Raw genomic sequence first — 22,168 nt, forward strand, 5'->3', positions numbered from 1 at the left:
CCCCCGAGCGGCACGCCCGCGCAATCGGCGACCTCACCCTGCCGCCCTGCGGCGGCTCGACTCCGGGCGGCTGAGCTACGGGCAGGTCAGCTACGGGCAGGTCAGCTCCGCGGCGGCGCAGCGGTGGAATGGCGCGGCACCAGCGTCGGCGTCACCGAGAACCGCACCGACGACACCCGCCCCTCGATCCGCTCCAGCAGCAGCCGCCCCGCCGTGCGGCCCATCGCCGCGCCGCCCTGATCGACGCTCGTCAGCGAAATGCTCGACAACGCCGCCAGCCGCGTGTTGTCGTACCCGGCCAGCGACACGTCCTGCGGCACCGCCAGCCCCGCCTCGTGCAGCGCCCGCAACGCGCCCAGCGCCGCCAGGTCCGCCCCCGCGAAGATCGCCGTCGGCCGCGGCGAACGGGCCAGCAGCGCCCGCGCCCCCTCATAGCCGCCCTCCTCGCTGTAGGAGGTCAGCGCCACCGCGATCCCGTCCTCCAGCCCGTGCTCGCGCATCACCCGCTCGTACGTCGCCGCCCGGATCACGTGCAACGCCGCCGCCGCCCGCACCCGCCCGCCCGGCCGGTGCCCGATGTGCGCGATCCGCCGGTGCCCTAGCCCGATCAGGTGCCGCACCACCAGCTCCGCACCCAGCTCGTCGTCGTCGTGCACCGCGTCGTACACCGCCGACCGCTCGTGCTGCCCCAGCACCACCGTCGGGACCTGCGCCGCCACCTCCTCCAGCCGCGCCCGCCCCAGCTCCGGAGCGATCATCAAGATGCCGTCCACCTGCCGGTCCACCAGCGCGTCGATCGCCCGCGCCTCCGCCTCCGTGCCCGGGCCGCCCTGCACCATGATCGCCTGATAGTCGGTGCCGGCGAGCTGCTCGTTCAGCCCGTCCAGGATGTCGGGGAAGAACGGGTTGCGCAGGTCGGGCAGCAGCACCCCGATCGTGAACGTCCGGCCCCGCATCGCCCGCGCCGCCGCGTGCGGCCGGTACCCCAGCTCCTCGATCGCGGCCTTCACCCGGTCCCGCATCGCGGGACTGACCCCGTAGGCGTTGCGCAGCACCTTCGACACCGCCGTCGTCGACACCCCCGCGTGGCGCGCCACATCGGCAATCGTCACCCTCCGTGGCCGCTCGCGCGTGGCCATCCCCGACTCTCCTCCCGGACGCGCAACGTGCCGATTGTACGAGCGCCCCGCCCCCGCCCGCCCCACCCCGGCGGTGCTAGCTTGTGCCACCGTGTCGGACTATCTGCGGGAGCTGTTCTCCCTCCACGGCCGCCGGGCCCTGATCACCGGCGGCAGCTCCGGAATCGGCTACGCCATGGCCGAGGCCATCGGCCGCGCCGGCGCCGAGGTGGTGCTCGTCGCCCGCCGCCCCGCCGAGCTCGGCCAGGCCGCCGACCGGCTGCGGGAGCACGGCGTCACCGCCACCACCATCAGCGCCGACCTCGCCTCCCGCGACGACGTCCAGCGCGTCTGCCGCACCTGCGACGACACCATCGGCGACATCGACATCCTGGTCAACAACGCCGGCAACAACATCCGCAAGCCCATGGCCGAGCTGACCACCGGCGACTACGACCTCACCCTCGCCGTCAACCTCACCGCCCCCTACCTGCTCGGCCAGCACTTCGGGCCGAAGATGGCCGCCCGCGGCCGGGGCCGCATCATCAACGTCGGCTCGCAGCAGTCCGTCAGCGCCTTCGGCGACAGCGGTGCGTACGGCGCCGCCAAGGCCGGCCTGGCCGGCCTCACCCGCTCCCAGGCCGAAGCCTGGTCGCCCGCCGGCGTGTGCGTCAACACGATCATCCCCGGCTTCGTGCTGACCCCGCTCACCGCACCCGCCCAGGCCGTCCCCGGACGCGTCGAAGCCCTCGCCGCCCGCCACATGACCGGCCGCAACGGCCTGCCGGCCGACTTCGCCGGGGCCGCGGTGTTCCTGGCGGGGGACGCGTCGGCGTTCGTCACCGGCCAGATGCTGTTCGTCGACGGCGGCTTCTTCGTCCACTGACCGCCCGCCGCCGTGCGGCCTCCTCCCCCGACGGCCACCCGCCGCTCCACGGCCCCCCTCCCCCGGCTGAGTGCGTCTGTCACCGGCCGCCCGGGGCTCAGCGCGGCAGCACCCAGCCCGGCGTCCACGTCCCGGCCCCGCCGCGACCCGCCGCCGTGGCGGCGAGGTAGGCGCGCAGCGTGGCCAGCGCCGGGTGCGGGTCATCGCGCCGCCACAGCAGCGAATGCGGATAGACCGGCACCGGATCGGTCACCGGGACGCGCCGCAGCCCGTGCCCCGCGGGCCAGACCAGACGGGTCCGCCCGCCCATGAACGTCGCCAGGGCCGGGGTGTCGGCGATGGTGTCGAGCAGCGCGTCGGAGCCGAAGTTCGGACCGGTCGCCTCGATGGTCAGGCCGAACTCCGCGACGAGATCATCGTAGTAGGCGGCCCACTCGGTGCCAGGGACGAGACCGGGCATCCAGATCCGGTGCCCGGCGAGCTGCGCGAGAGTCACCGACCGGGCCCCGGCCAGCACGTGCGCCGGTCCGACGAGCAGCTCCAGCGGCTCGTCGAGCACCCGTACCGACTCGACGTCCCCGGGCAGCGGCCGGCCCGGCATGGCGACAGCGCGGAAGGACGCGTCGAGCGCACCCGACCGGACGGCGGCGACGGCCTCCCCGATGTCGAACACCATCACCACGTCGAGCTCGATCTCCGGGTACGCGGCGTGGAAGCCCCGCATCAGCCCCGACGCCGCGCTGCGTGAAGCGATCATGTCGACCCGCAGCGGACGGCGTCCGGCGCGCACCGACGACACCGCCCGCTCGGCGACCCGCAGCAGCTCCCGCGCGTGCGGCAGGAACGCCTGCCCGTCGATGGTGAGCTCGGCGCCGCGCGGCGTGCGGGTGAACAACCGCACGCCCACGCTCCGCTCCAGCGCGGCGATGCGCTTGGAGACCGCCTGCTGCGTGATCGCCAGCTCGGCGGCGGCCTCCTGGAACTGCCCCGCCTCGGCGGCGGCCACGAACGTCCGGACGGTGTCGAGATCCATGCGCCCACCCTAGAGACACAACCGTCCGTTGTAGCTGTACGGCCTCCCGGTTGTTTGATCTCGGGAGCCGACCCCCGCTTTGATGCTTCCGATCACCGATCGGTTGTACGAGCAAGCGGACGAGAGGCGTCGAACATGGGGACCGGGCACCGGCTGAGACCAACGAGCGGACACCGACTGGGACACCGGCTGGGACGGCGGCCGGGACGGCGGCTGGGACACCGGCTGGGGCAGCGGTTCGGATGGCTCTGGGCGGCGTACGCGACCAGCGCCCTCGGCACCTGGCTCGCCTTCGGCGCGTTCCCACTGATCGCGATCCAGGTGCTGCACGCCGGCCCGGCCGAGGTGGCGGCGCTGTCCTCCGTGGGCGCGCTGGCTGGCGCGGCCCTGGCGGTGCCGCTCGGCCCGTGGGTGGAGTTCCGGCGCAAGCCGCCGGTGCTGGTCGCGATGGACCTGGCGCGCTTCGCGGCACTGCTGACCATCCCCGCCGCCTTCGCGCTCGGCGTGCTCTCCTTCGTGCAGCTGCTGCTGGTCTCGATCGTCGCCGCGGCGGCCGACATCACCTTCCGCGCCGCCTCCGGCGCGTACCTGAAGACCCTGCTGCCCGCCCGGGACCTCCTCGCCGCCAACGCCCGCTTCGAGTCCACCTCCTGGACGACCACGATCATCGGCCCTCCACTGGGCGGCGCCGCCATCGGACTGCTCGGCCCGGTCGCGACGGTCGTCGCCGACGCCGTCAGCTACCTGATCTCCGCCCTCGCCATCACCACCTCCGGCCGCCCAGAACCCCACCCCACAAGCTCGCCGCCCCCACCCCGACGTCCCGAGGGCCCGGAGCAACATCTCCTGATCCCGGACCTGCCGCCGGAGCCACGCCCGGCAGTCCCGGAACCACCCGCCAGGGGCGGGCAGCTCTGCCTCGCCGGCCCGCAACCAAGCGCCACACGACCGAGTCCAGGCGCCGCAGGACCGACGCCAAGGGTCGCAGGCCCGGCATCCCACCCCGACCCCGCACCCCCGAAGCTCGGCCCGGCAGCCCCAAAGCCGCACGCCCTGGGCCAGGAGCCGCAGGCCGCAGACCTGGAGCCACACCGCGTAGACCCGGAGCCAGGTACCCCAAACCCTGGACCGCCCGCCGCAGAGCCGGCGCTCCGCCCAGCCGACCCGCAGCGCCCAGCCGACCCGCAGCGCCCAGCCGACCCGCAGCGCCCAGCCGACCCGGAGCCGCGCGCCGCAGAGTCGGCGGTACGCCTCGCTGGTCGCGAGATGCCCCGGCTGCGGGCCGGGGACCTGCTGGACGGCTGGCGGCACATCCTCTCCGACGCCGTCCTGCGCCCGCTGTTCCTCAACACCGCCGTGTTCAACGGCCTGGTGATGGCCATCGACGCGCTGCTGGCCGTCCTCATGCTCGGCCGGCTCGGCTTCGCGCCCTGGCAGTACGGCCTCGCCTTCGCCGCGCCCGCGATCGGCGGCCTGATCGGGTCGCGGCTGGCCCGCCCGCTCGCCGCCCGGCTCGGGCAGCACCGAGTCCTGGCCACCGCCGGGACGCTGCGCGCGCTCTGGCCCGTCGGGCTGGCCTTCGTGGGGCCGGGCACCGGCGGGCTGGCGCTGGTGATCACCGTCGAAGCCGGGCTCATCCTCTGCTGCGCGGTGTTCAACCCCCTCGCCGCCACCTACCGCCTGGAACGCACCGCGACCGACCGGGTGACCCGCACCCTGTCCGCCTGGACGGTGACGACCAGGGCCTCGACCGCGCTCCTGACCGCCGCCTGGGGCGTACTGGGCACCCTGCTCGGACCGCGCACGGCCATCGGCCTGGCCGGCGTCCTGCTGCTGGCGACCCCGCTGCTGCTCCCCCGGCGTGCCCGGACCCGCACCACGAAGGAGACCTCATGACCGTCGCGCCCCCGCCGCTGGACCCCAGGACGACCGCCCTGCTCGTCCTGGACTGCCAGCCGGCGATCCTGGCCTCCCTCCCCGACCCGGCGGACACCGAGGCGCTGCTGTCCCGGCTGGCCGGCACCATCACCGACCTGCGGGCACACGGCGCCAGCGTCGTCCACGTACGCCTGGCCTTCACCACGGACGACTGGACAGCGGTCCCGCCGGACAGCAAGCCCTTCGCGCCCCTCGCCCTCGGCCGCCTCATGCACGACGCCGACCCCGCCACCGGCTTCCACCCGCGCCTGTCCCCCGAGCCCGGCGACCGCAGAGGGTGTCTTCGAACCTTAGAAGTGATCTTGGAGGAGCGCTCGAAAGGGTCCTGGGCGGGCGGTCGGCGACCAACGCGTCGAACTCACAAAGGTGGATTCGCTTGCATCGGGCATCATGCCCGTCTGGCCGTGGAGTCGATGGAGCTCCGAGGGAGCCCTGCATGGCGAGCGATCATCCACATTCTATGATCTTCATAGCCCTCCTCCGATGATGGAAGGACATGAGAAATGCGGCTCAGCCTCCCTCGTAACGGCCTGCTGGCGGTGGCGGCCCTGGACTTGCTCGTCGCCTTATTGATGGTTGCGGGACGATTGACGCCCACCCCTGCGGGACTGGTGGCCGCGGCGGTGGTCGCGCCGCTGTCCGCCATGGGATATATGCACGCGTACCGGCTGTTCAGGGCCGCTTGTGAGGTCGGCGCCGCGCCATGGGACGCGCTGAGGACGGTCGCCGATGCTCTGGTGCCGCTGCAGGTTCGCATGCTCATACGAGCGGAGCACAGGAACCTGGCCAGCTTCGCTCTGTGGGTCAGGCGGCGTCAGGACGGGTTGCCGCCGGGTGGTATTGCCCTGGGGTATGCGAAGAGTCAGCGGCCGCTGCTGCTGATGTTGCTGTTCGCCGTGGTCGTGCAGGCTGTGGCCCTGGAGTGGATGCTGGCGGTCTCGAACGCTGCGGCCGGCCTGCGCATCATTGTCATGGTGGCCGATGTCTACCAGCTCCTGTTCGTGCTGGCCCTCGGGGCGGCGTCCGCCACCCGGCCGCATGTCGTGACCGCGGAGGAGTTGCGCATTCGCTATGGCGCGTACTTCGACCTGCGCGTCCCGCGCGAGCTCATCGCCTCGGTCAAGGTGAGCCGTAACTACGACGCGCGCGGTGTGATCGAAGTGGCGGACGGCCACCTCACGCTGGGAGTGGACGCGCAGACCAACCTGATCGTCAACCTGACCGGGCCGATCACCGTCACCAGGCCCCTCGGCCGTCGCGAGCGCATCACGACGATCCGCTTCTACGCCGACGACCCTGGCCTTGCGTTGAAAAGCCTGAAAGGGCGTTAGTGAACCAGTGCCGCGTCAGGCCACGTTTGCCTTCTTGACGATCCTGCGTAGCCGATCGTCGTTAGTGTTGCGGTTGCGCCAGGCGCCCCGTCGGCCGCCCAGAAGCACGCCGTGTGACGCACCTCCTTGAGACCGGCAGGGCTCCGGTGCTCAGTCCGCGTACTCGAGGCCTGTCTGGCGCTCGGCGGTGACCTCCAGGCAGACCACGCCCTCGCGCGCAGGTATGACCTTGAACACGATCCAGTCGCCGCCCACCTGATCCGCGGCCAGTGGTTCGACCGTGTACCCGCCCTCATGGACCACGACGCGGCGGAACTCCGCACTCAGGCCGTGCTTGCCGACCTCGGCCAGCACATCGTCGACGGTCCGGCCGCTCACCTTGACGCCGGCCAGCGGCTCTCCGGGACGGGTGGCCGACTGCCAGTTGTTCTCGTAGGGCTCCCCCGGCTTGGCCGGCCTGCCCAGCTCGAAGTGCACCACGTCGGGCGTACCCTTGACCGCCGCCGGGACGGTCACCACCATGAAGCAGCCGCTGTCGGCCAGATCGCAGTCCGCCGGCTCCTTGCGGGCTCCGATGGTCACGTTCACCGGGGCGTTGCCGCCACCCAGGCTCACGATCTCGCCGACCGCGCTGGGCGAGACCGGGATCACCCTGAGCTCGACGTTGAGGCCGAGGGAACGGAATGCCTCGGAGAACTTCCGCTGGTCCGCGTAGGGGTCCTTGATCCGGGCGACGTAGGTGTCGGCCTCCTCGTGGATCTCTACCGCGGAGTTGGCGTAGGAGGTCGCGACGCCGCTGAGCAGGCTTGGTCCGAGGACGACGCCGAGGGCGAGGACCGCGGAGGCGGCGAGCCCGAGCAGTGCGCGACGCCCGAGGCGATGCCCGCGCGGTCGTTGCAGGAGCGCCGCCGTCGTCGTGTCCCGCTCCTGAGCGAGGATGTCGGCGAACAGCGCCTGCGCGCGGGCGCCGCCAGCACGCCCGCCTGGTTCGTCCGGACTGATCCGGGCCAGCGGCCTCAGCAGCTCGTTGATCTCGTCGATGTCCCTCATAGTGATCTCCCTGTGGGAACGACCGCGTCGGTCGGCGTGAATCGGACGTCGGCTACTTCGAGTGCCCGGGACAGGCGTCTGCGCGCGCGGTGGAGCCGGATACGGACGGCGTTGCGGGAGAGCCCCAGCATCGTGGCGATCTCCCTGCGGTCCAGGCCCTCCCACGCGACCAGCGCGAGCAGCTCGCGGTCGTCCTCAGGAAGCGTCGCGAACGCCTGGGCGATCGCGTTCCGCTCGGCGCTGCGGTCGGCGAGATCACCGTAGAGGTCGGCCATCTCCGCATCGAGGTCCCGGTGCCGCGCCTGGCGGCGCAGCGCGCTGCGGCGGTGGTCGGCCAGCACGTTGCGGGCCACTCCGTAGACCCAGAGCCTCGCCTGCGCGCCCGGGGGCAGTTCCTCGATCTTGCGCCAGACGATGACGAAGGTCTCGGCGACCACGTCGGCCGCGTCCTGCGGCGAGTCGCAGCGGCGTCCGGCGTAGGCGGTGATCTGGTCGTAGGTCGCCCGGTAGACCGCTTCGAACCTGTGAGTGTCATCTGACACAGGCGGTTCCCATCGTGACGTCCTCCACTTCCGGAACGGGTACGAACGCTCTCTTCATGGGTGGAGGCGCCCCGATCATTTCGCTCGGAACCGGAGAATCTCGCGCGGCCTCACCGCTCTCCTGTCCAGAGTGGCTCGCGGAGAGCGGCGAGGCCGGCCTCCCGGGTCGTCGGGCGTGATCACTTCAGAATGCGGGCATGGCTGAGCGAGTTCGCGTACGCGAGATCGATGATGACGCAGGCAACCGGCTGCTACGAATCGTGCGGCGGAGTTCCGGCTCCGTGGTCACCTGGCGGCGGGCGCAGATGGTGCTGTGGTCGGCGCAGGGCATGACCGTCCAGAAGATCGCGGAGCGGGCCTTCACCAGCAAAGGGCGGGTTCGCATTGTGATCCACAACTTCAACGCCGACGGGTCCGACTCGTTGTATCCCAAATACAAGGGCGGGCGACAGCCGAAGTTCACCCTGCCCCAGCGGGTGGAGATCAAGAAGATCGCCAAGTCCAAGCCTGCCGAGCACGGTCTGCCGTTTTCCCGGTGGAGCCTGGTCAAGCTGGCCGACTTCCTGGTGGCAGAGGGGATGGTCGAGGACATCAGCCATGAGGGCCTGCGCGAGCTTCTACGTGCGGAAATGGTGTCTTTTCAAGCCATAAAGACGTGGAAGGGCTCTCGCGATCCGGATTACGCGGTCAAGAAGGCCCGCATCGAGCATCTGTACGCGATCGCTGACGGTCAGGTCATCGCCGACGACGGCGAAGCCTCGGTCATCTTCTGTGTGGACGAGTTCGGGCCGCTCAACCTGCAACCGCGCTCGGGCAAGCAGTGGACCGACGTCGGTGGAAAGTACAAGGCCCCCGAGCGCGGGGAGGCGCGGCGGTGTTGATGAGAGGAAGACCGGTCGCCGAGGCCGGGATTGTGCGGGCGGGAGCGCCTTCGACTTGGGGTGCGGGTGTCGGCGGCACCGGCGATTCCAGTTCGGGTTGGACGTTGTTCGTGGCGCGCGGCGTCGTTCGCTCGTCCGGGTCAGGGTGGGCGTTGCCAGCGCCAGCCGGTTGAGTCTCGTCGGAGACGGTTCAGCTGGGTGGTGGACGAGGGCGGTGCCGGGGTGTCGTGGCGGGCCGCGAGGAGGAAGGCCAGGCGCGGGTTGTACCTCATGGTCAGCCAGGCCGCGCCGCTCAGGCACAGCGCCACGCCCGCGATGGCGAGCAGGCCGAACAGGGCTTGCCGGCTGTCGCCGCTCATGGTCTCGGTGACGTGCGGGGACATGAGCTGCTGTGGGAGCTGGGCGGACAGCTCGTCGCTGGCCAGCGTCCCGCTGCCGCGCGACGGGTCGCCGGAGTAGGAGGGATCGGTCGTGGTTGTGGAGCCGATGCCATTGGGGCCGCTGCCATTGGGGCCGCTGCCGTTCGGGCCGGTGCCGTTCGGGGTGCTGTTGCTGTCGGGGCTTCGGGGAGCGGAGGAGTCGTCGGCGTCGGTGGCCGCGTCTGGGGTGCTTGCGGCTGGGGCGTCAGGGCCGGTGGTGGGCGAATCGTTCTTCGGGGTGAGGGCCATGTCCGGTGCGCCGTTGGCGGCGGTGGAGGGGGCGGTGGCTGAGGTGTCGGCGTCCTTCCGGGTGGTGCCGGTAGAGGTCGAGGGGCCGGTGGCCGGGGAGCGGCCGTTCGTCGCTGAGGGGGCGGCGGCGCCGGCTGGGCCGCCCTTCGCCAGGCCGGTGGGCGGGCCCGGGGTCGCGGGGCTCGTTGCGGACGGGCGGCTCGCGGTGGAACTGCCTGATGTGGTGGAGGCGCCGCCGGCGGCGGGGGCGTCGCACAGGGTGCCGTGGGCGACGCATGCGAGGGAACTGCTGGACGGGGTGCGGGCCGATTTGGTGGTGGGGGTGCTGCGGCGGGTGGGCTTGCTCGTGCTCGACGGCGTACGGCTCGTACGGGTGGCGCGCTGGGGCTGGTAGCGCGGAGCGGCGTCGTCATCGTCGTCATCGCCGCCGTCGTCGTCATCGGCGTGGGCGGCTGACGGAGGGAAGAAGGGCAAGGGCGGCGGTGCGTGCGGGCCCGGGTTCGCGGAGAAGACCGGGCAGCACACGAGGACGAACGCGACCGTGACGGCGGACAGCAGCCACCGCATCCATCGACCCATTTGGTGACCCCCAGGCTGCTCTGCGACGTGGGTCCACCTTCTCGGCGGGCGGTTAGACCATGGTGAGGGGTTCATTAGAGGGCTCTCATGATCAGGAGAGCCGCCTTCAAGGGAGGGAGCTGCCTCGGGTGCGGTGGTGGCAGGCGGGTGTCGGCGTCCGGGTGGATCAGTTGGGGTGCTGCCGGCGGGTTTCATAGGCGTGCATGATTTCGCGGGCTTGGATCGGTGGGGTGGATTCGGCCAGGAGGCGGAGGGTATGGAGTTGGCGCTGCATCATGAACAGGTCGCCCCAGGCCAGGGCGCGGCGGCGGATGTGGTGGAGGGGGCCGTCGCCGGGTTCGCCGAGGTTCAGTTTCACCACGAGGCGGCTTTCGGCGGCGGCGGCTGCGGGGGCGTCGCGGACGGCGTAGGTGAGGGTCAGGGGGCCGAAGGCGCGCAGGGCGGATGGGGAGGTCAGTCGTAAGGTGAGCTGCTCGTCGGGGGTGAAGGTGGCGAGTTCGAAGATGGTCATGAAGCGCTGGCCGACGGCGAGCCGGTCGAGGCCGGGGGTGAGGGTGCGGGGGCTGCGGCGGCCCAGGTTGTCGAGCAGGTCGTAGCTGTAGGGGGCTGCTCGGAGTTGGCACAGCCAGCGGAACACTATGGGGCGGGGGGCGCGGATCGTTACCGCGCGGAACCAGGATTCGGCGGGGTTCGGGACGAGGTCGTCGCAGGGGTAGGGGGTTGCTCGTTCGGAGGCGTTCGTGCCCCAGGTTGTGGCTGTCGGCATTGTTAGTCATCTCCGTGAATAGTCATGGAGATGACTGTAGTTGGGGTCGGGGGCGGTTGGTAGTGGGCCCCGCATTTCGGGCGGTTTCGAGGAGGGCGGGCGTGTCAGCTCGTGGGGACGGCGGGGAGCGGCGGAGGGGCCGCGTCTGCGGTGGGCTGGGGATCAGCGGGCGAGGCGGCCGAGGAGGGTGGCGGCTGCCGTGATGCCGAGGACGGCGGCCGCCGTCAGCACCGCGAAGTCCAGCCCGAGGTGGGACGGGACGCCCAGAAGCAGGCCGCGCAGCGCGTCCACCTCGTAGCTGAGCGGGTTGACCGCGCTGACGACGTGCAGCCAGGGCGGCATCGCGGTGGTCGGGTACAGGGCGTTGGAGGCGAAGAACAGCGGCATCGTGATCGCCTGGCCGATGCCCATGAGGCGGTCCCGCGTCCGCACGATGCCGGCGATCGTCACCGACAGGCACGAGAAGAACGCCGACCCGAGCACGACTGCGGCCAGCACCCCGGCCAGCCGCAGCGGGTTCCAGCTCAGGCCGACCCCGAGCAGCGCCGCGATGATCACCACGACCACCGCCTGCACGACGGCCTTCACCCCGGCCGCGAACGCCTTGCCCGTCACCAGCGCGGCCCGCGGCGTCGGCGTGACCAGCAGCTTGGTCAGCACCCCGGAGTCGCGTTCCCAGATGATGTGGATGCCGTAGAAGATGGCGATGAACATCGTGGACTGCGCGATGATGCCCGGCGCGAGGTAGTCGCGGTAGGGGATGCCGCCGGTCGGGATCACGTCGAGACGGGTGAAGGTCTCGCCGAAGATCAGCAGCCACAGGGCGGGCTGGACGGCCCGCGTGTACAGCTCGGTGCGGTCGTGGCGGAGCTTCTGCAGCTCCACCACGCACATCGCGGCGACCCTGGCGGGCACCAGCCGCCACCACGGCCGGTGCCGGGGCGGGACCAGCAGCAGGTCCAGGCCGGCCGGCGGGTCAGCCGACACGGGAGGCGGTGTTGCGGGTGCGGCGGACATCGCGGAACTCCCCTCCCTCTCCGGGGTCGTCGAGGCCGCTGCCGGCGACGTCGCGGAAGACGTCCTCCAGCGTCGGGGACGAGCCGTCGCCGCGGCGGGCGCGCAGGTCGTCGGTGAGCCGGGCGGGCGTGCCGAGCGCCCGCACCCGGCCCTTGTGCATGAGCGCCACCCGGTCGCAGTACTGGGCGGCCTCGTCCATGTAGTGCGTGGTGACCAGGACGGTCATGCCGCCGGCGGCGCGCACCGCCAGGATGTGCTCCCACACGCCGGTGCGGGCGATGGGGTCGAGCCCGATCGTGGGCTCGTCCAGGATGAGCAGGCGCGGCGCGCTGACCAGCGCCTGGGCCAGCTCCAGGCGGCGCACCATGCCGCCGGAGTAGGTGCCGGCCATGCGGTCGGCGGCGTCGGCGAGGCCGACCGCCTCCAGTGCCTGGCCGACGCGGGCGGCCCGCTCGCGCCTGGGGACGTCGAAGACGCGGGCGAACAGGGCGACGTTCTCGCGGCCGGTCAGGCCGGCGTCGGCCGAGAGCTGCTGGGGGACGTACCCGAGCAGGCGGCGCACGGCCATGCGCTCGCCGGCGGCGTCGTGCCCGAAGACGCGCACCATGCCGCGCGGGACCGGCAGCAGCGTGGTCACGCAGCGGATCGCGGTGGTCTTGCCCGCGCCGTTGGGGCCGAGCAGGCCGAACACCTCGCCGGCGCCGACCGTCAGGTCGAGCCCGTCCACGGCGCGGGTGCCGCCGAAGCAGTAGCGCAGGCCGGAGCAGGTCACCGCGTCCACGGCCGTCGCGGGCTCGCGCGGGGCGTCCGTGTCCGCCGCGGGTCCGTGCAGAGCGTCGGCAGGGGCGTCCGTGTCCGTCGCGGGCTCGCGCGGGGCGTCGGCAGGGGCGTCCGTCATGGTGCCGTCACCTCCTCCTGCAGGCCGTCGGCCAGCCTGCGCAGGGCCGGGAGGGCCGCGGCGAGCGCGGCCCTGTCCTGTTCGGGAAGCCGTTCCAGCTGCTCGCGCACCAGCGCGACGCGCCGCTCCTGCCAGGCGCGCAGGCGCGCCTCCGCCTCGGACGTGGTACGCAGGCTGGCCGAACGCCGGTCGTCCTGGCGGGCCTCGCGGCGCAGCAGCCCGGCCGAGGTGAGCTGGTTGACCAGCGTCGAGACCGAGTTGCCCGCCAGGTACAGCTCCCTGGCCGCGGCCGAGACGCTGATGCCCGGGTTCGCCGAGACCAGGCGCAGCAGCTCGACCTGCGCGCCGCGCAGCCGCGGGCCGGGCAGCTCCTGGCGCAGCCGGCGCCGGACGAGCCGGTGCACGCCGGTGAGGACGCCGACGAAGGCGTCCGGCAGATCCGCTCTGTCCATGGGCGAGATATTAGCTCTGCTTACGACCTATCTGGAAGGCGGGTCGACATTCCGCCGCCTTTACGTTGTAGATCAGAAGTCGGGTCGTTCTCCCGCGGGGGCGGCGGGGCAGGAAAGGGGGCGACGAGGTACGACCGGAAGGAAACGGATGGCGGTCAACGGCCAGCACGACACCCCACGGGACACCCCCCTCGACGACGTCCCCCGCACCACGCCACTCGGCGTCACCGTATGGAGCGAGAACTACCACGAGCCGCGCGAGGAGGAGGTGCGCCGCCGCTACCCCGACGGCATCCACGGCGCCATCGCCGCCGGGCTGCGCGAGGAGCTGGGCGAGCGGGTGCGGGTGCGCACCGCCGTCCTGGAGGAGCCCGAGCACGGGCTGAGCGACGAGGCCCTCGCCGCGACCGACGTGCTCACCTGGTGGGGGCACATGGCGCACGAGGAGGTGGACGACAAGGTCGTCGAGCGCGTACGCCGCCGCGTGCTCGGCGGCATGGGCCTGATCGTGCTGCACTCCGGCCACTACAGCAAGATCTTCCGCGCGCTGATGGGCACCACGTGCACCCTGAACTGGCGCGACGACGGCGACCGCGAGCTGGTGTGGACGGTCGCCCCCGGCCATCCGATCGCCCGCGGCGTCCCCCGCCCGCTGGTGATCGAGGCGCAGGAGACCTACGGCGAGCCGTTCGGCGTCCCCGAGCCCGACGAGCTGGTCTTCATCAGCGGCTTCGCCGGGGGCGAGGTGTTCCGCAGCGGCTGCTGCTACCGGCGCGGCCTGGGCCGGGTCTTCTACTTCAGCCCCGGCGACCAGGAGTACCCGGTCTACCACCACCCGGGCGTGCGGCGGGTGCTGGCCAACGCGGTGCTGTGGGCCGCCCCGCAGGACCGGCCGGGCGAGCCCCTGCAGAACGCCCACGCCCCGATCACCTGGTGAGGGGGACACGATGACGTTCGCGACAGTGGAGGAGGACCGGCCGCTGCGGGCGGTCGTGGTCGGCGCCGGGTTCATCGGCGGGCAGTGGGCTCCTGAGCTGCTCGCCCACCCCGAGGTCGAGCTGGCCGGCTGGGTCGACGTGGAGCCGGCGCGGGCGCGGGCCGCCGCTCGCGGGCTGGGGCTGCACGACCTGCCCACCGGCGCGTCCCTGACCGCGCTGCTGGACGGCGAGGAGCCCGACTTCATCGTCAACTGCACGGTGCCGCAGGCCCACCACGAGGTGACGGTGACGGCGCTGCGCCGCGGGGTGGCGGTGCTGAGCGAGAAGCCGATGGCGGTCACGCTGGAGGAGGCGCGCGCGATGGTGCGGGCGTCGGAGGAGTCGCGGCGGCTGTTCATGGTCAGCCAGAACCGCCGGCACATGCGCGGCCTGGCCGCCTTCCGGCGCACGGCCGGCGAGCTGGGGCCGCTCGGGCTGATGACGTCGGAGTTCTTCATGCCGTACCGGGGGGCGGCGTTCCTGGCGACGCTGGAGCACCCGCTGCTGCAGGACATGGCGATCCACCTGTTCGACGCCGCGCGGGCGGTGTCGGGGGCCGACCCGGTGTCGGTGTACTGCGAGTCGTTCCGGCCGCCGTGGACCTGGTACCCGGGTGCGTGCTCGGCCACGGCGATCTTCGAGATGACCGGCGGGCTGCGCTACACCTTCACCGGGAGCTGGTCGGCGCCCGGCCTGCCGACGTCGTGGACGGGCTCGTGGCGGGTGGCCGGCACGCGCGGCACCACCCGCTGGGACGGCGAGGGCGACCCGGTCGCCGAGCCGGCCAAGGGCGAGGTGGTGCGGGCGCACAAGCGCGAGGCCGACCCGCATCCGGAGCGGCCCCGCCGCTACACCGGGCTCGCCGAGGGGCTGGCGGAGTTCGTGGCGGGGCTGCGCACGGGGCGGGCGCCGCAGGGCGAGTGTCACGACAACATCCGCAGCCTGGCCATGGTGACGGCGGCGCTGGAGTCGGCCAGGACGGGAATGCGCACGCCCATCGTCATCTCTTGAAGTGGTCAAGAGTTGCCGATATAAAGAGTGAGTGAGCGACGAGACGGACGAGGACAGGTTCTTCCGCGAGCTGGGGGGCGTCTGCGCCGAGCTGCGGCAGGCGTTCCCCCGGCACGTGGGCCTGAGCCCGCAGCGGGTGCAGCTCCTCGTCCGGCTGCGGCGCGACGGCGAGACCAGCCACAGCGACCTGCGCCGGGCGCTCGGCCTCGACGGGGCGACGGTGACCCGGCTGGTCAAGGAGTTCGAGGCGGAGGGCCTGGCCGGCCGCCGCCTCGACCCCGCCGACAACCGCTACACCCTCGCCGCGCTGACCGCCGAGGGCGAACGCGCCGCGGCCGAGCTGGAGCGCGCCCACCAGGCGTACCAGGAGCGGCTGCTCGACGGCGTCACCGAGCGCGAGCGCGAGCTGGTGCTGGACGTGCTGCGGCGGCTGCGCGCGAACATGACATCACAGGAGGAACCATGACACAGGACGTGCGGGCGCTGGCCCGGCGCATGTACGCCGCGTTCAACGCCCGCGACCACGAGGCCGCCAGGGACATCTTCACCGCCGACTTCCGCAGCCACCCCCTGGGCACGACCGGCCCGGACGCCGTCGAGCGGTCCTGGCGGCGCTTCCACGAGACCTACCCCGAGGCGCGCGTCGTGGTGGAGGACATGCTAGTCGAGGACGACCGGGCCGCCGTGCGCACCAGCGTCCACGGCGTGCCCGGCGAGCACCCGCCCACCATGCTGGAGATCTTCCGGGTGCGCGACGGGCGCATCGCCGAGCTGTGGGGGCTGTCGGCGCTCAAGCGGGCCTGACGCCGCTCACAGGCCGTAGCGGCTCTTCAGGTGCCGCCACCAGTCGCGGAACATCCACGCGTCGAAGTCGGTGATCGAGGTGGCGCTGCCGGCCTTCATCAGGAAGCAGCACACCCCGGTCGGCGTCCAGTCGTAGAAGTCGTCCAGCCCGAACGAGTGGCCGATCTCGTGCAGCAGGATGTGCATGTTGCCGGTGGTGAGGTTGGACAGGTAGTACTCGCTGCCGACCCGCTGCCCCCAGTCGCCGCCCGCGCCCCCGGAGAACCCGGCGGTCAGCCACAACGACATGTCGTAGTGGCGGGACGCGCCGCCCGGGCAGCTGGGGTAGGTGCCGCTCTGGTTGAAGAAGCGGCCGCACGGCTCGGCGCACTGGGGCGCGTTCTCGCGGAGGTCGCCGACGTAGACGTCCACGGTGGTGTCGCTCCACTGGAGCTGGGCGCGGTCGCGCACGGCCCAGCCGACCACCTTGAGCGGCACGTTCGCGTACGGCCAGCCGTTGTGGCCGGCCATGACGTCCATCCACTTCTTGAACTGGCGGGCCAGCGCGGCGTGGATCTGGTCGCGCTGGGCGGCCGTGACCGTGGCGCTGGAGTCCCAGCGGACGCAGTAGTTGATCGAGCCGCGGTTGGCCATGATCTGGTCCCAGCCGTAGTTGCGGAAGCCGTACAGGTTGTTGTACGTCGACTCGACGTGCCGCCACACCTCGCCGAGCGGGGTGACGAGGCCGGCCGGCGGGTTCCAGGCGCTGGTGCCGCCGCCGCCGCCGGGGTCCGGCGCGAACGCGCGCACCTCCAGCAGGCCGGCCGAGCCCTGGCCACTCTGCAGCACGACCCGCAGCCGCGTGGTGCTGACCTGCGCGAACGCGGCGGTGTTGTAGGCGTTGACGGCCAGCGGGTAGGAGGCGGGGACGTCGGCGTAGGCGCTGCCGGTCCAGTACTGGAGCTTCCATGAGGCCGGGACGCGGACGCCGCCGCCGTCGTCGAAGAAGTACACCTCGGCGGAGCGCAGCGTCTGGGCGGCCGGCCAGGTCAGCTCGGCCCACTGCGTGCCGGTCCGCGGCCAGGTGCCCCAGCGGCGGTTGACGGTGTCGTTGGAGGACGGCGGGTCGATGCCGTCGTTGATCGCCGCGACGCTCTCCCACGGCGAGGTGTAGGACGCCGACGCCGTGGCCGAGCGGGCCACGTCGGTGTCGGCGGCGGCCCCGCGCAGCGGCAGGAGGAACGTGGTGAGCAGCAGGAGGGGCAGGATGGCCAGGCGACTCATACGGCTTCTCCCCTTGTGATAGCGCTAACAGGGCCTGGGCGCGCGGCTCCGGAGTCCGTGCAGGCTTTGATCGCACGCCCCGGGACGGGCGTCAACTCGCCCGCCGACGCGGGGACGAGCGACCTGGGGGTTTCCGCTGAAAGTTTCAGCACCCGGCGAGGGGGTTCCCGGTCGCGCGGCGTGAGGTCTGCCGCTGCCTGGCCACGACGTGGCGCTTCTTCCAGAACGGTGGAGGGTGATCACCGGCCGATCGCGGGGTCCGCTGGTCGGGGCTCGGCGAGCGGGTGCTCTGATCGGGCTCGCCGATCGGGGCTGACGGCCGCGAGGACCTCGGCGGGGAGGCCGAACAGGCGCAGGGCGTCCGGGACGGAGGGGCCCATCGTGGCGACGACGGCGGCGGCCTCGCGGCGGCGGGCCCGGGCGGCGGCGTGGTCACCGCGCGCGGCGGCCAGGCGGGCGAGCCCGGCCAGGACGCGCACCTGGGTGCCGAGACTCCTCACCCAGTGCGGGTCGTTGCGGTCGAGCGCGTCGGTGTAAAGGCGCTCGGCCTCGGCCGGGTCGCCGTCGCGCAGGGCCAGGTCGGCGAGGCCGCGCAGGGCGGCGGCCAGGACGGCCGAGCTGCCGGCGCGGCGCGCCAGGTCGGCGGCCCTGACGTAGTCGGCCCTGGCGTGATCGGCCCTGGCGCGGTCGGCCAGGGCGTGATCGGCCCTCGCGTTGTCGGCCGGGGCGTTATCGGCCCGCGTCCGGTCGGTGGAGCCGCCGGCCGGCGGGGCGGGGCGGGTGAGGAGGAGGTCGGCGCGGTTGACGAGGAGGTCCGCGTGGTCCTCCAGGGCGCCCAGCTCGTCGGTGAGGGTCAGGGCCTGGTCGGTGAGGTCGATCGCCTCGGCGTGGTCGCCGCGTCCGGCTGCGAGCCCCGCGAGGACGTCCAGCGTCAGCGAGGTCCCCCAGCGGTCGCCGAGCGCGCGGAAACCCGCGGCGGCCTCCCGGAGGTCCCGTTCGGCTGCCGCCGCGGCGCCCGTCCCCAGCGCGCCGAACCCCGTCACGTAACGGGCGACGGCCCGCGCCCACGCATCCGGGCAGTCGCGCTGCGCCGCGACGACCGCGTAGGAGTCCCCCGGATCGTGCTCGCCGGCGTTGCGCATCATCCACAGCAGCAGCGCCGCCGGGTAGCGGCCCGCCCGGTCGCCCGGCCACGCCGCGGCCAGCGCCTCCCCCGCCGCCGCCGCGTGCCGCCGCCACACCGCCCGCCCGCCGGGCGCGGACGCGGCCAGCAGCACGCAGGCCGCGTACTCCTCACCGAGGTCCGGGTCCGCCAGCACGGGCGGGCCGGCCGCGAGCAGGCCGGCCGCGAGAGGCGCCACCGACGCGGACGCGCCCGGATCCACAGGTACGTCGCCGCCGCCCCGGCCAGCCGCATGCCCGTCTCCCGCTCCCCCGCCCCGGCCGCCCACCGCAGGGCCGCCAGCAGGTTGCCGTGCTCGGCGGCCACGAGCGGCAGCCAGTCGAGCTGCGCGGCGCGGCGCAGGTGCGGCTCGGCACGCCGCAGCAGGCCCAGGACGTGCCGGGCGTGGGCGTGCCGGGTGGCCTCGCCCTCCCCCGCCTCCTCCAGCCGTTCGGCGGCGTAGGCGCGGACGGTCTCCAGCATGCGCAGGCGGCCGTCGCCCGTGAGCTCCAGCAGGGACTTGTCGGCCAGCGACTCAAGGGTCTCGCCGTCGGTCCCGCACACCTCCCGCGCGGCCGGGATGCTCGCGCCGCCCGCGAAGACGGCGAAGCGGCGCGCGGCCCGCTGCTCGCCGGCCGGCAGCAGCTCCCAGCTCCACGCCACGACCGAGCGGAGCGTGCGGTGCCGCTCGTCGGCGGTGCGGGCGCCCCGGGAGGCGACGCCGAGCAGGTCGTCCAGGCGGGCGGCCAGGTCGTGCACGTCGAGGGTGCGCAGCCGGGCCGCCGCCAGCTCGATCGCCAGCGGCAGGTCGTCGAGGGCCGCGCAGATCCGCCGTACGAGGGCGGGGTCGGCGGCGAAGCCGCGCCGCGCGGCGGCCGCCCGGTCGGCGAACAGGCGGGCCGCCGACGGGCCGTCGAGCGGGCGCACCTGCCAGGTGTGCTCGCCGATGACGGCGAGCGGTTCGCGGCTGGTGGCGAGGATGCGCAGCCGGGGGCAGGCCGCGAGCAGCCGGGACGCGACGGCCGCGGCGGCGTCGATGACGTGCTCGCAGTTGTCCAGGACGAGCAGCAGCGCCCGGTCCGACAGGGCCGCGACCAGCCGCTCCAGCGCGGCCTGCCCGCCGGGCGGGCCGTCGCCCGGCTGGGCGGGGGCGGGCGGGCCGCCGAGCTGGAGGCCGTTCCCGCGCAGGCCGAGCGCGGACAGCAGCGCCTGCGGCAGGCCCGCGCCGTCGCGCAGCGGGGCCAGCTCCGCGAAGCACACCTCACCGCGCGCCTCACCCGCGCCGGCGGCGGACACCCGGGCGGTCCCGGTGGCGGTCCCGGCGAGCTCGATCGAGAGGCGGGTCTTGCCGACGCCGCCCGGCCCCGTGAGCGTGACCAGCCGCGCCACCCGCAGCAGCGCCGCGACCTCGGCCACCTCCCGGTCCCGGCCGACGAACGACGTGAGCTGCGCGGGCGGCCTGGCGGGCGCCGGCGACGGGCCGGCGCTGAGCAGTTCGCGGTGCAGGGCCGCCAGCTCGGCCGAGGGGTCGGCGCCCAGCTCGTCGGCCAGCCGCCGCCGGGTCTCCTCGAACACCACCAGCGCCTCGGCCGCCCCGCCCCCCGCGTGCAGCGCCCGCATCAGCAGCGCGGCCGGCCGTTCCCGCAGCGGGTGCCGGGCGGCCAGCTCGCGCAGCTCGGCCACGGCCGCGGCGGTGCTCGCCCAGCCGGCCAGCTCCTCGATGCGGTCCTCCAGCGCGGCCAGCCGCAGCTCCTCCAGCCGGGCGGCGGCGGCCCGGCGCTCTCGCTGTCGGGCAGCTCCGGCAGCGCGGGCCCCCGCCACAGGGCCAGCGCCTCGCGCAGCAGCCGCACCCCTCCCTGGCCGGCGTCGCCGTCGCGCAGGGCCGCGCGGCCGTCGGCGGCCAGCCGTTCGAAGCGGACGGCGTCCACGTGCTCGGGCGGCACCACGAGCCGGTACCCCGCGCCGGTCCGCTCGACGGCCGCCGCCGGGCCGAGGGCGGCGCGCAGCCGCGAGACCTGGGAGTGCAGCGCGTGCCCCGCCCCGCCGGGGCCGCTCTCGCCGGCCAGCCGGTCGGCCGGCACCGCCTCGCCCGGACGCAGGAGCAGCAGCGCCAGCACCGCTCGCCGGCCCGGCCCGCCGAGCGGGACCTCGGTGCCGTCGTCGCGCCACGCCCGCGTCTCGCCGAGGATTCCGAACCGCATGCGGGTGATTATCCACCGGCACGCGGCCCGCGGCGGGCCGGGTCAGGCGGGCATGAGCGGCCCCAGCCAGGTGCCGCCGGAGACGTCGATGGTCTGCCCGGTCACCCAGCGGCCCTGCGGGCCGGCGAGGAAGGCGACGACGTCGGCCACGTCCTCGGGCTCCCCCAGCCGCCCGAGCGCGGTCATCGCCTCCAGCTGCGCCACGAACTCCGGGACGGAGGTGTAGCCGGCCGTCATGTCGGTGCGGACCGCGCCGGGCGCGACCGTGTTGACCGTGATGCCGCGCCGGCCCAGCTCGTTGGCCAGCGTGGGGGCCATGGCCTCCAGCGCGGCCTTGCTGATCGTGTACGCGAGCTGGGTGGTGACGGCGAAGCGGCTGGCCGTGGAGCCCATGTTGACGATGCGCCCGCCGTCGTTCAGCAGCGGCAGCGCCCGCTGGACGACGAAGAACGGCGCGGCCACGTTGACCGCCAGCACCCGTTCCAGCTCCTGCGGCGTCACCTGGCCGACCGGCGTCGTGGACGGGATGCCGGCGTTGTTGACCAGCACGTCCAGGCCACGCCCGGCGAGCCCGGCGGTCAGGCCCGCGAACAGCCGGTCCAGCGCGTCCGCGCCGCCGAAGCGGGCCCGCACGGCGAAGGCGTGGCCGCCCGCGCCCTCGATCCGCGCCACGGTCTCCCCCGCCGCCTCGGCGTCGGCGCCGTAGTGGACGGCCACCAGCGCGCCCTCGGCGGCCAGCCGCAGCGCGACCGCCCGGCCGATCCCCCGCGACGCGCCCGTCACCAGCGCCGTCTTCCCGGCCAGCATCCCCATCTTCCCGCTCCTTCGCGTCGGACGGCCGCTGCCCGCTCCGGCAGCGGCGACGGGTCAACGGTGGCGGAGCGGGCTTACCGGCCGCTCACCGTCGCCTCACCAGCCCGGCGCCTTTACAATGTAGATCAGGATATGTACTGCTGGATCGCCCGGCCGAGGTCGCGCACCAGCGTCCCGGCGTCGGCCTGGGCCACCGGCGGCAGCTCCAGCACGTAGCGGGTCAGCGCCAGGCCGAGGAGCTGGGTGCTGACCAGCCCCGCCCGATAGGCCGCGTCCTCCGCGCCCGTGGCCGTCCGCACGAACGTCACGATCTGCCGTTCGAAGACCTGCCGCATGCGCTCGGCGGCCATCGGGTTGGTGGAGGCCGAGCGCAGCAGCAGGATGAGCACGTCGTCGGCGAGCCCGCCCTCCCAGCGGTCCAGGAAGTGGCGCACCAGCGCCTCGCCGACCCGCCCGGACGCCGGCCGGGACATCTCCCCCAGCCGCAGGTCCACGTCCACGGCGGCGTCGAACAGCCCCGCCTTGCTGCCGTAGTAGCGCATGACCATGGACGGGTCGACGCCGACCTGCGCGGCGACCGCCCGGATGGTCATGCCCTCGTAGCCGCGGTCGATGAGGAGTTTCCTCGCGGCGGCGAGGATGGAGGCGCGGGTCGCGGCCGACCGCTCGGTGAAAGCCATGCCCACGAGTGTAGGCCAACAGTTGTGTCGACCGGACGGGACGAGTGACGTCGGTCACAACTCATGGCATCCGAAAATGGACGTTCCGCCATTTCACG

The 22,168-nt window shown here is 73.5% G+C and carries 23 protein-coding genes and 1 pseudogene; 10 read left to right on the forward strand and 14 right to left on the reverse strand.

Annotation, left to right across the window (positions count from 1 at the left end):
* Positions 1-101: 101 nt before the first annotated feature.
* Entirely contained in the window at positions 102-1,097 is a 996-nt protein-coding gene (locus MF672_RS17255) for a LacI family DNA-binding transcriptional regulator (RefSeq protein ID WP_242376032.1), read from the reverse strand.
* Between the two features lie 133 nt (positions 1,098-1,230).
* Between MF672_RS17255 and MF672_RS17260 the strand changes: the two genes are divergently transcribed.
* Positions 1,231-2,004 (forward strand): SDR family NAD(P)-dependent oxidoreductase, encoded by a 774-nt coding sequence (locus MF672_RS17260; protein WP_242376033.1) that lies wholly within the window; start codon positions 1,231-1,233, stop codon positions 2,002-2,004.
* Positions 2,005-2,101: 97 nt separating this feature from the next.
* On the opposite strand, the gene MF672_RS17265 is transcribed toward MF672_RS17260, so the two are convergent.
* Positions 2,102-3,037: a LysR family transcriptional regulator gene (locus MF672_RS17265; protein WP_242376035.1), complete on the reverse strand. Its 936-nt coding sequence runs from the start codon at positions 3,035-3,037 to the stop codon at positions 2,102-2,104.
* A gap of 135 nt (positions 3,038-3,172) precedes the next feature.
* Here MF672_RS17265 and MF672_RS17270 point away from each other — a divergent pair, with 135 nt between their 5' ends.
* From MF672_RS17270 to MF672_RS17280, 3 genes are read left to right on the forward strand one after another with little or no spacing between them, the layout of a single operon-like run.
* Positions 3,173-4,933, forward strand: a complete 1,761-nt coding sequence (locus tag MF672_RS17270; protein ID WP_242376036.1) for an MFS transporter — start codon at positions 3,173-3,175, stop codon at positions 4,931-4,933.
* Positions 4,930-5,439: an isochorismatase family protein gene (locus MF672_RS17275; RefSeq protein ID WP_242376038.1), complete on the forward strand. Its 510-nt coding sequence runs from the start codon at positions 4,930-4,932 to the stop codon at positions 5,437-5,439. Before MF672_RS17270 ends, MF672_RS17275 begins: the two co-directional genes overlap by 4 nt.
* Before the next feature lie 39 nt (positions 5,440-5,478).
* On the forward strand, positions 5,479-6,306 hold the full coding sequence (locus tag MF672_RS17280) for a hypothetical protein (RefSeq protein WP_242376039.1): 828 nt from the start codon (positions 5,479-5,481) through the stop codon (positions 6,304-6,306).
* Positions 6,307-6,456: 150 nt separating this feature from the next.
* Here MF672_RS17280 and MF672_RS17285 read toward each other — a convergent pair whose 3' ends face one another.
* Together MF672_RS17285 and MF672_RS17290 are read right to left on the reverse strand one after the other, a co-directional pair.
* Positions 6,457-7,356 carry a hypothetical protein gene (locus MF672_RS17285; RefSeq protein ID WP_242376040.1) on the reverse strand — a complete coding sequence of 300 codons (900 nt, stop codon included), beginning with the start codon at positions 7,354-7,356 and terminating at the stop codon, positions 6,457-6,459.
* Positions 7,353-7,898, reverse strand: coding sequence for an RNA polymerase sigma factor (locus MF672_RS17290; protein WP_242376041.1), 546 nt, complete (start codon positions 7,896-7,898; stop codon positions 7,353-7,355). The genes MF672_RS17285 and MF672_RS17290 overlap by 4 nt, the downstream gene beginning before the upstream one ends.
* Before the next feature lie 197 nt (positions 7,899-8,095).
* Here MF672_RS17290 and MF672_RS17295 point away from each other — a divergent pair, with 197 nt between their 5' ends.
* On the forward strand, positions 8,096-8,779 hold the full coding sequence (locus MF672_RS17295) for a helix-turn-helix domain-containing protein (protein WP_242376043.1): 684 nt from the start codon (positions 8,096-8,098) through the stop codon (positions 8,777-8,779).
* Between the two features lie 140 nt (positions 8,780-8,919).
* On the opposite strand, the gene MF672_RS17300 is transcribed toward MF672_RS17295, so the two are convergent.
* On the reverse strand, positions 8,920-9,447 hold the full coding sequence (locus tag MF672_RS17300) for a hypothetical protein (RefSeq protein WP_242376044.1): 528 nt from the start codon (positions 9,445-9,447) through the stop codon (positions 8,920-8,922).
* A 34-nt stretch (positions 9,448-9,481) separates the two neighbouring features.
* On the opposite strand from MF672_RS17300, the gene MF672_RS17305 reads away from it, so the two are divergent.
* A complete protein-coding gene (locus tag MF672_RS17305) occupies positions 9,482-9,841 on the forward strand; it encodes a hypothetical protein (protein WP_242376045.1) in 360 nt (119 codons plus the stop codon).
* Positions 9,842-10,192: 351 nt separating this feature from the next.
* On the opposite strand, the gene MF672_RS17310 is transcribed toward MF672_RS17305, so the two are convergent.
* The 4 genes from MF672_RS17310 to MF672_RS17325 form a co-directional block, all read right to left on the reverse strand.
* Complete coding sequence (locus tag MF672_RS17310; RefSeq protein WP_242376046.1) at positions 10,193-10,792, reverse strand: hypothetical protein; 600 nt, start codon at positions 10,790-10,792, stop codon at positions 10,193-10,195.
* Positions 10,793-10,954: 162 nt separating this feature from the next.
* A complete protein-coding gene (locus MF672_RS17315; protein WP_242376048.1) occupies positions 10,955-11,779 on the reverse strand; it encodes an ABC transporter permease in 825 nt (274 codons plus the stop codon).
* Positions 11,769-12,707, reverse strand: a complete 939-nt coding sequence (locus tag MF672_RS17320; protein WP_247815268.1) for an ABC transporter ATP-binding protein — start codon at positions 12,705-12,707, stop codon at positions 11,769-11,771. The genes MF672_RS17315 and MF672_RS17320 overlap by 11 nt, the downstream gene beginning before the upstream one ends.
* Entirely contained in the window at positions 12,704-13,159 is a 456-nt protein-coding gene (locus MF672_RS17325; protein WP_242376050.1) for a MarR family winged helix-turn-helix transcriptional regulator, read from the reverse strand. Before MF672_RS17325 ends, MF672_RS17320 begins: the two co-directional genes overlap by 4 nt.
* Positions 13,160-13,307: 148 nt before the next feature.
* Here MF672_RS17325 and MF672_RS17330 point away from each other — a divergent pair, with 148 nt between their 5' ends.
* From MF672_RS17330 to MF672_RS17345, 4 genes are read left to right on the forward strand one after another with little or no spacing between them, the layout of a single operon-like run.
* On the forward strand, positions 13,308-14,096 hold the full coding sequence (locus MF672_RS17330; protein WP_242376052.1) for a ThuA domain-containing protein: 789 nt from the start codon (positions 13,308-13,310) through the stop codon (positions 14,094-14,096).
* A gap of 10 nt (positions 14,097-14,106) precedes the next feature.
* On the forward strand, positions 14,107-15,147 hold the full coding sequence (locus MF672_RS17335; RefSeq protein ID WP_242376053.1) for a Gfo/Idh/MocA family protein: 1,041 nt from the start codon (positions 14,107-14,109) through the stop codon (positions 15,145-15,147).
* 31 nt (positions 15,148-15,178) lie between these two features.
* Positions 15,179-15,613 (forward strand): MarR family winged helix-turn-helix transcriptional regulator, encoded by a 435-nt coding sequence (locus MF672_RS17340; protein ID WP_242376054.1) that lies wholly within the window; start codon positions 15,179-15,181, stop codon positions 15,611-15,613.
* A complete protein-coding gene (locus tag MF672_RS17345) occupies positions 15,610-15,951 on the forward strand; it encodes an ester cyclase (protein WP_242376055.1) in 342 nt (113 codons plus the stop codon). Before MF672_RS17340 ends, MF672_RS17345 begins: the two co-directional genes overlap by 4 nt.
* A 6-nt stretch (positions 15,952-15,957) precedes the next feature.
* Here the strand turns inward: MF672_RS17345 and MF672_RS17350 are convergent, their stop codons facing one another.
* From MF672_RS17350 to MF672_RS17370, 5 genes and pseudogenes are all read right to left on the reverse strand, one after another.
* On the reverse strand, positions 15,958-17,214 hold the full coding sequence (locus tag MF672_RS17350) for a metallopeptidase family protein (RefSeq protein ID WP_242376056.1): 1,257 nt from the start codon (positions 17,212-17,214) through the stop codon (positions 15,958-15,960).
* A gap of 239 nt (positions 17,215-17,453) precedes the next feature.
* The gene (locus MF672_RS52145) at positions 17,454-18,491 is read right to left on the reverse strand and encodes a hypothetical protein (protein WP_407654730.1); all 1,038 of its coding nucleotides are present in this window, start codon (positions 18,489-18,491) and stop codon (positions 17,454-17,456) included.
* A 1,433-nt stretch (positions 18,492-19,924) separates the two neighbouring features.
* Positions 19,925-20,577 (reverse strand): annotated as a pseudogene (locus MF672_RS52150) (AfsR/SARP family transcriptional regulator); the annotation flags it as partial.
* A gap of 42 nt (positions 20,578-20,619) precedes the next feature.
* Positions 20,620-21,390: an SDR family NAD(P)-dependent oxidoreductase gene (locus MF672_RS17365; RefSeq protein WP_242383877.1), complete on the reverse strand. Its 771-nt coding sequence runs from the start codon at positions 21,388-21,390 to the stop codon at positions 20,620-20,622.
* A gap of 125 nt (positions 21,391-21,515) precedes the next feature.
* Positions 21,516-22,070, reverse strand: a complete 555-nt coding sequence (locus tag MF672_RS17370; protein ID WP_242383876.1) for a TetR/AcrR family transcriptional regulator — start codon at positions 22,068-22,070, stop codon at positions 21,516-21,518.
* Positions 22,071-22,168: the final 98 nt, after the last annotated feature.

Origin of the sequence: Actinomadura luzonensis (assembly GCF_022664455.2) — a bacterium.
Taxonomy (GTDB): domain Bacteria; phylum Actinomycetota; class Actinomycetes; order Streptosporangiales; family Streptosporangiaceae; genus Nonomuraea; species Nonomuraea luzonensis.